The 6,471-nt window shown below is 65.2% G+C and carries 9 protein-coding genes; all 9 read left to right on the top strand.

Annotated features, from left to right (window positions below; all coding sequences use genetic code 11):
- Positions 1-649 (top strand): glutamyl-tRNA reductase (locus tag QM609_RS25765; RefSeq protein WP_502942724.1); only part of this gene is annotated, 649 nt, incomplete at its 5' end.
- Entirely contained in the window at positions 646-1,620 is a 975-nt protein-coding gene (gene hemC / locus QM609_RS25760; RefSeq protein WP_007735311.1) for a hydroxymethylbilane synthase, read from the top strand. The genes QM609_RS25765 and hemC, both read left to right, overlap by 4 nt.
- A 60-nt stretch (positions 1,621-1,680) precedes the next feature.
- Positions 1,681-3,243 carry a bifunctional uroporphyrinogen-III C-methyltransferase/uroporphyrinogen-III synthase gene (locus tag QM609_RS25755; protein ID WP_003941969.1) on the top strand — a complete coding sequence of 521 codons (1,563 nt, stop codon included), beginning with the start codon at positions 1,681-1,683 and terminating at the stop codon, positions 3,241-3,243.
- 75 nt (positions 3,244-3,318) lie between these two features.
- Positions 3,319-4,293, top strand: coding sequence for a porphobilinogen synthase (gene hemB, locus QM609_RS25750; protein WP_007735309.1), 975 nt, complete (start codon positions 3,319-3,321; stop codon positions 4,291-4,293).
- Between the two features lie 49 nt (positions 4,294-4,342).
- Positions 4,343-5,005: a hypothetical protein gene (locus QM609_RS25745; RefSeq protein WP_007735307.1), complete on the top strand. Its 663-nt coding sequence runs from the start codon at positions 4,343-4,345 to the stop codon at positions 5,003-5,005.
- Positions 5,006-5,062: 57 nt separating this feature from the next.
- Entirely contained in the window at positions 5,063-5,218 is a 156-nt protein-coding gene (locus tag QM609_RS25740; protein WP_003941930.1) for a hypothetical protein, read from the top strand.
- 15 nt (positions 5,219-5,233) lie between these two features.
- Positions 5,234-5,671, top strand: a complete 438-nt coding sequence (locus tag QM609_RS25735) for a hypothetical protein (RefSeq protein WP_054187833.1) — start codon at positions 5,234-5,236, stop codon at positions 5,669-5,671.
- Positions 5,664-6,179 (top strand): transport-regulating membrane protein Mce1N, encoded by a 516-nt coding sequence (gene mce1N / locus QM609_RS25730; protein ID WP_003941872.1) that lies wholly within the window; start codon positions 5,664-5,666, stop codon positions 6,177-6,179. Before QM609_RS25735 ends, mce1N begins: the two co-directional genes overlap by 8 nt.
- Positions 6,172-6,444, top strand: coding sequence for a hypothetical protein (locus QM609_RS25725; RefSeq protein ID WP_007735305.1), 273 nt, complete (start codon positions 6,172-6,174; stop codon positions 6,442-6,444). The genes mce1N and QM609_RS25725 overlap by 8 nt, the downstream gene beginning before the upstream one ends.
- The last annotated feature ends 27 nt before the right edge of the window (positions 6,445-6,471 follow it).

Raw genomic sequence — 6,471 nt, 5'->3', positions numbered from 1 at the left:
TGCCTTCGATCAGCTTTCGGCCGCGATGGCGCAGGCAGATGTCATGGTCACCTGTACCGGCGCGGTCGGGGCAGTGGTCACCCTGGCGGATGTGCACCGCGCACTCGCCGAGCCCGATCGCGACAACACCAAGCACCTCGTCATCTGCGACCTCGGGCTGCCGCGCGACATCGATCCCGCCGTCGCCGGCCTGCCGGGTGTGACCGTTCTCGACATGGAGACGCTGCAGCGTGATCCAGCGGCAGGCGCCGCCGCCTCTGACGCAGATGCCGCACGCACCATCGTCGCCGGCGAGCTTGCGACCTACCTTGCCGGACAGCGCCTCGCGGAGGTCACTCCGACCGTGACGGCTTTGCGTCAGCGCGCCGCCGACGTCGTCGAAGCCGAACTGATGCGACTCGATTCGCGTCTGCCCGGCCTGGACGATCCGCAGCGCGACGAGGTTGCACGCACCGTGCGACGCGTCGTGGACAAGCTGCTCCACGCCCCGACCGTGCGCGTCAAGCAACTGGCGTCGGCCCCCGGCGGCGACTCCTACGCAGCAGCGCTGCGCGAACTCTTCGAACTCAGCCCCGGATCTCCCGCGGCCGTGGCCACACCCACCGATCTGGTGGACGGCGACCGCACTGGAAGGGACCTGCAGGCATGAGCGTCACCACCCCTCGATCGGGGAGCCCGCTGCGGATCGGCACTCGCGGAAGTCTTCTCGCGACCACGCAAGCCGGTACCGTGCGCGATGCCCTCATTGCGGCCGGACATCCCGCCGAGTTGGTCATCATCAAGACCAAGGGCGACCAGTCCACCGATCCCGTCCAGAAGATCGGCGTCGGAGTGTTCACAGCAGAGCTTCGAGAAGCCTTGCTGGACAACCGCGTCGACGTTGCGGTGCATTCCTACAAGGACTTACCGACCGCGCAGGACCCGCGTTTCGTCATCGCGGCGATTCCGCCACGCGAAGATCCGCGTGACGCGCTGGTCGCCCGTGACGGTCTGGTCCTCGGGGAGCTTCCGGCCGGTTCCAAGGTGGGAACCTCGGCGCCGCGCCGTGTTTCGCAGCTGAAGGCACTCGGTCTCGGCCTCGACATCGTGCCGTTGCGGGGCAACCTGCAGCGCCGTCTCGGCAAGGTCGAATCCGGTGAACTCGACGCCGTGATCCTCGCTCGCGCCGGCCTGTCTCGTATCGGTCTGCTCGATCTCATCACCGAGAACATCGAGCCCGTGCAGATGCTCCCCGCTCCGGCGCAGGGTGCTCTGGCCGTCGAATGCCTTTCTGCCAATGTGGAATTGGCGGCGATCCTAGCCGAGCACGACGACGCGGGTACCCGGGCGGCAGTTACTGCCGAGCGCGCCCTGCTCGCCGAGTTGGAAGCCGGCTGCACCGCTCCGGTGGGAGCGATCGCGGAGATCGTCGAATCCCTCGACGACGACGGCAGAATCTTCGACGAACTGTCGGTACGCGGCTGCGCAGCCGCCATCGACGGTTCGGACGTCATCCGTACCGGCGCAGTGGGTGCGCCGGACAAGGCCGAGGAACTCGGCCGAGCGGTAGCGCGCGAGTTACTCGAACTCGGCGCCCGAGAGTTGATGAACGTGACTACAGGCGAGGCAGCCGATGTTTGACGCCCCACTTTGCACTTGCACCAAGTTCCCATTTCGATACAGCGCACTGGAGAATCACCGATGACCCGAGTCCGAAAGAACACTCCCGGACGGATCCTGTTCGTGGGATCGGGACCGGGCGACCCCGCCCTGCTCACCGTTCGCGCACGTGACGTCCTCACCGGCGCCGCAATGGCATTCACCGATCCGGATGTCGACAAGGGCGTCGTCGCACTCGTCGGCATCGACATGGGCCGCGACGAGGAGACCGGCGAGCTGATCGCGGACGTGCGTCCGGCACTCGGCGAGCCTGCCGAGGTTGCAAAGACATTGGTGCACGAGGCCAAGAACGGCCACGACGTCGTGCGTCTGGTCTCCGGCGACCCGCTGACCACGGATTCCGTGATCGCAGAGGTCACCGCAGTCGCCCGTACGCAGGTTCAGTTCGAGGTTCTCCCGGGTCTGCCTTCCGGTTCGGCTGTGCCGAGCTACGCCGGCATGGCGCTCGGCTCGGGTCACACCGAGGCCGACGTTCGCGGTGAAGTCGACTGGGCTGCTCTGGCCGCTGCACCGGGACCGCTTGTCCTGCACGCGACGTCCGGACATCTCGCCGAGACCGCCAGCGCGCTGGTCGAGAACGGCTTGGCCCCGCAGACGCCTGCTGCGATCACCGTCCGCGGTACCACTCGTCAGCAGCGAACCGTCGAGGCAACTCTCGCGACGCTCAACGAAGCCGGATCCGAACTGGTGGGCTCGCTCATCGTCACCGTCGGCAAGGTTGTCGCGCAGCGCAACAAGATGTCGTGGTGGGAATCGCGCGCTCTGTACGGCTGGACCGTCCTCGTGCCGCGCACCAAGGATCAGGCCGGCGAGATGAGCGACCGTCTGGTCACTCACGGAGCGATCCCGATCGAGGTTCCGACCATCGCCGTCGAGCCGCCTCGCAGCCCGGCTCAGATGGAGCGTTCGGTCAAGGGACTCGTCGACGGTCGCTACCAGTGGGTCGTCTTCACTTCCACCAATGCTGTTCGCGCAGTATGGGAGAAGTTCGAAGAGTTCGGCCTCGACGCTCGCGCCTTCTCCGGTGTGAAGATCGCCTGCATCGGTGAAGCAACCGCAGCCAAGGTGCGCTCGTTCGGCATCAACCCCGAGCTGATCCCGACCGGTGAGCAGTCCAGCGAAGGCCTGTTGGCCGAATTCGCCCCGTACGACGACGTTTTCGATCCGGTCAACCGGGTTCTGTTGCCGCGGGCGGACATTGCGACCGAAACCCTCGCAGAGGGCCTGCGCGAACGCGGTTGGGAGATCGACGACGTCACCGCCTACCGCACCGTCCGGGCAGCGCCGCCGCCGGCCGAGACCCGCGAGATGATCAAGACCGGTGGATTCGACGCCGTCTGCTTCACCTCGTCCTCGACCGTGCGCAACCTCGTCGGCATCGCCGGCAAGCCGCACGCCCGCACGTTGGTCGCGTGCATCGGCCCGAAGACGGCCGAAACCGCTATCGAGTTCGGTCTGCGCGTCGACGTGCAGCCCGAGACCTCGCAGGTGGGACCGCTGGTGGAGGCTCTCGCCGAGCATGCTGCTCGTCTGCGCGCCGAAGGTGCTTTGCCGCCCCCGCGCAAGAAGTCTCGAAGGCGCTAGCGCACCCGTGAGGGGTTGAGGAGTCTGTGGACTCCTCAACCGCTCACAGGTTCCGACGAAGGAGGGCTACTTCTCGTGTTTCCTACTCATCGCCCTCGCCGGCTCCGGCGCACTCCTGCGCTCCGGCGACTCGTGGCAGAGACCTCGCTCGAACCCCGGCACCTCGTTTTGCCGATGTTCGTCGCCGACGGCATCGACGCACCGCGTGAGATCAGTTCCATGCCAGGCGTTTTCCAGCACACCCTCGATTCGCTGCGGTCCGCAGCGGTGGAAGCGGTGGAAGCCGGCGTCGGTGGCCTGATGCTGTTCGGTGTCCCGAAGGCGGAGGACAAGGATCCCCAGGGGTCCGGTGCCTCCGATCCCGACGGCATCCTCAACGTCGGATTGCGCGCTCTGGCAGACGAACTCGGCGATTCGACGGTCATCATGGCCGATACCTGCCTCGACGAGTTCACCGATCACGGCCACTGCGGCGTGTTGACTGCCGGCGGCGCTGTCGACAACGACGCGACCTTGATCCGATACGTAGAAATGGCTCTCGCGCAAGCTGAATCGGGTGCGCACCTGCTCGGCCCCAGCGGCATGATGGACGGTCAGGTGGCTGCGATCCGTGGTGCACTCGATGCTTCGGGGTATGTCGATGTCGGCCAGCTCGCCTATGCCGCGAAATATGCGTCAGCGTTCTACGGGCCGTTCCGTGAAGCCGTCGGATCCTCACTGCAAGGCGACCGTCGTACGTATCAGCAGGACGGCGCCAATCGCCGCGAGTCGATGCGCGAGGTAGACCTCGACGTCGCCGAGGGCGCCGACATGGTGATGGTCAAGCCTGCAATGTCCTACCTGGACATTCTGCGTGAGACCGCCGACCGGTCCCCGGTTCCGGTCGCTGCGTACCAGATCTCGGGGGAGTACTCGATGATCACTGCGGCCGCGCAGAACGGGTGGATCGATCGGGACGCGGCGATTCTCGAATCGCTCATCAGCATTCGCCGCGCCGGTGCCGACGTGGTCCTCACGTACTGGGCGTCGGAAGTTGCCGGATGGCTGTGACGGAGTCACGCATGGTGGCTGCGCCGGTATCGACCGATACGCTGGTGTCATGACCGAGCAGTGGCCGCCGTCGCGCCAGGAACCGCCCCGCCGGGAACCTCCCTACGAGAACCAGCCGTTCGAGAATCAGCCGTACCGCGAACTCGGACCGATGCCGACGGGTCAGATCCCGGGATACGGCCCCGGTTACAACGGATACCCGGGACCTGCGCCGAAACCCGAGCCGCCGACGGACGTCGTGACTGCGATTCAGTTGTGGTGGGCTGTGACGGCGCTGGGGTTGGTCCAGGGCGGCGCGATGATCTGGATGCTGCTCGGGCAGAAGTCGATGTTCGTCGACGAGATGCTCAGAAATCAGGCAGCTGTCGACGCCGGTCTGACGCGTTCCGACGTGGAGGGCATGTTCCCACTGGTCATCGTGTTCTCTGCGGTTTTGGTCGTGATCGTCACCGCGGTGTTCCTTCTGTTCGTGCGCGCGATGAGTCGCGGCAGGAACTGGGCTCGAATGTTGCTGACGTTCTGTGGCGTCTTCATGCTGGTCTCCGCGATCCCGGTGATCTTCGGGCTCGGCGGAGACGGCGGCGCGGCCACTCTGCTGTTCGGCGGAGCGGAAATCCTGCAGGCAGTTGCTGCTGTCGGGGCGATCGTGATGATGCACCGAAAAGAGTCCAATCCGTACTTTCTTCGTTTCCCCCCGGCGGGGAACCGGTAGGTAGCTCGGGGTACTGTGAAACGGGTCACTGAAGTAGTAGGGGAGAGGTCGGACGCGATGAGTTCTCAGGAAGCCCTGCGTACGGAAAGCACCCACGACGCGCCACTGCGCCAACGTGGTTCACGCACCGAAGTGATCTTGTTCGCGATCCTCGGAGCCTCTGTTCTGGTGACACTCCTGATGCTCATGATTCCGGGCATCGTCAGCGGATAGCGCACACTTGAACCCGTGAGTATCTCTACGAAGGTCAGGCGCCCGACGGCTGTCGAGGCAGCATTCTGGCTGTGGATCGCCAGCGCGTTCCTGCTCATACTCTTCGGCCTGATCAATGTCACCAGCGCTTCGTATTCGTTGCGTGAGCAGTTCACCGATCAAGGCGTTTCTGCCGGAAACATCGACATCTACGTCACCTTCGTGCGGGTGTCAGGGCTGGTTCTGCTGTTGACCGGCCTCGCGATCGGCGGCCTCGCCGGTCCCACTCGCGCCGGAAGGGCGTTGTGCCGACGGATCCTGGTGATCGTGTCCGGAGTGTTCGCGGTGCTGCAGATCGCGCTGGTCGTCGCCGGGATCAGTACCGTGCTCGCGCTGGTTGTTCCCGTCATGCTGATCTTTGCCTGCGTCGCGATCTACCGCGACACCACCCGAAGTTGGTTTGCCCGTGGCTGATCGCGCGCCGGAAATCGGCCCGGACGTTCTGTACTACGAACCGGGTTCTCGGTGGTGGGCCATCGCGTTCGGTCCGATCTTCTGCCTGATCGCCTTGGTCATCGAACTGTTCACGGGCCCGGTGGTGCATTGGTTCGGTCTGGCGATGTTCGCCGTGATCCTCACCGGATTGGTCTACGTGCAGGTGATCGCAGCACGGCGGCACGCGAGCGTACTTCTGACCGCGACCACGTTGCGTCAGGGAACCGAAGAGGTGCCGATCACCGAGATCGCCGAGGTGTTCCCGGAGTCCGACGACGCTGCCTACGAGGACGAAATGGAACCGTGGGAAACGGCACGCGCGCTCGGTGAGCTGTCCGGAGTGCCCAGGCGTCGGCACGGTATCGGCTTACGTTTGACCACCGGGGGATTGGTGCGGGCGTGGGCAAAGGACGATCAGGCACTGCGCGAGGCGTTGAGTCAGGTCGTTGTGGTTGGTGTCGAACCGGACGGGTCTGCCGATGACTGAGCCACAGCCATCCCCGCGTGTCGACGTGAAGACGTGGATCGGTGTACTCGGTATCGTCGCCGCAACGATTCTGGCGGTCGTGTGCTGGCGAGCGGGTACGACGACGTCCGACTTCGGACCGATACTGGAGGGCGCTCCACCGTTCGAGAGCACGCACTACGACGGTCTCTGGATCTCGGGCGCCGGGTTGTCGATTCTGGTTGCGGGGCTGATGGCCATCGATGTCGTGCGCCGCGTCCGGGTGGGCTTCGTCGCATCGCAGTAGCCCTCATACGGGTAGGGGGTATAGTTG

Source organism: Rhodococcus sp. IEGM 1302 (assembly GCF_030056935.1).
GTDB lineage: Bacteria > Actinomycetota > Actinomycetes > Mycobacteriales > Mycobacteriaceae > Rhodococcus_F > Rhodococcus_F qingshengii.
Note: the sequence above shows the minus strand (reverse complement) of the source record. Positions and strands in the feature narration are given on the sequence as shown.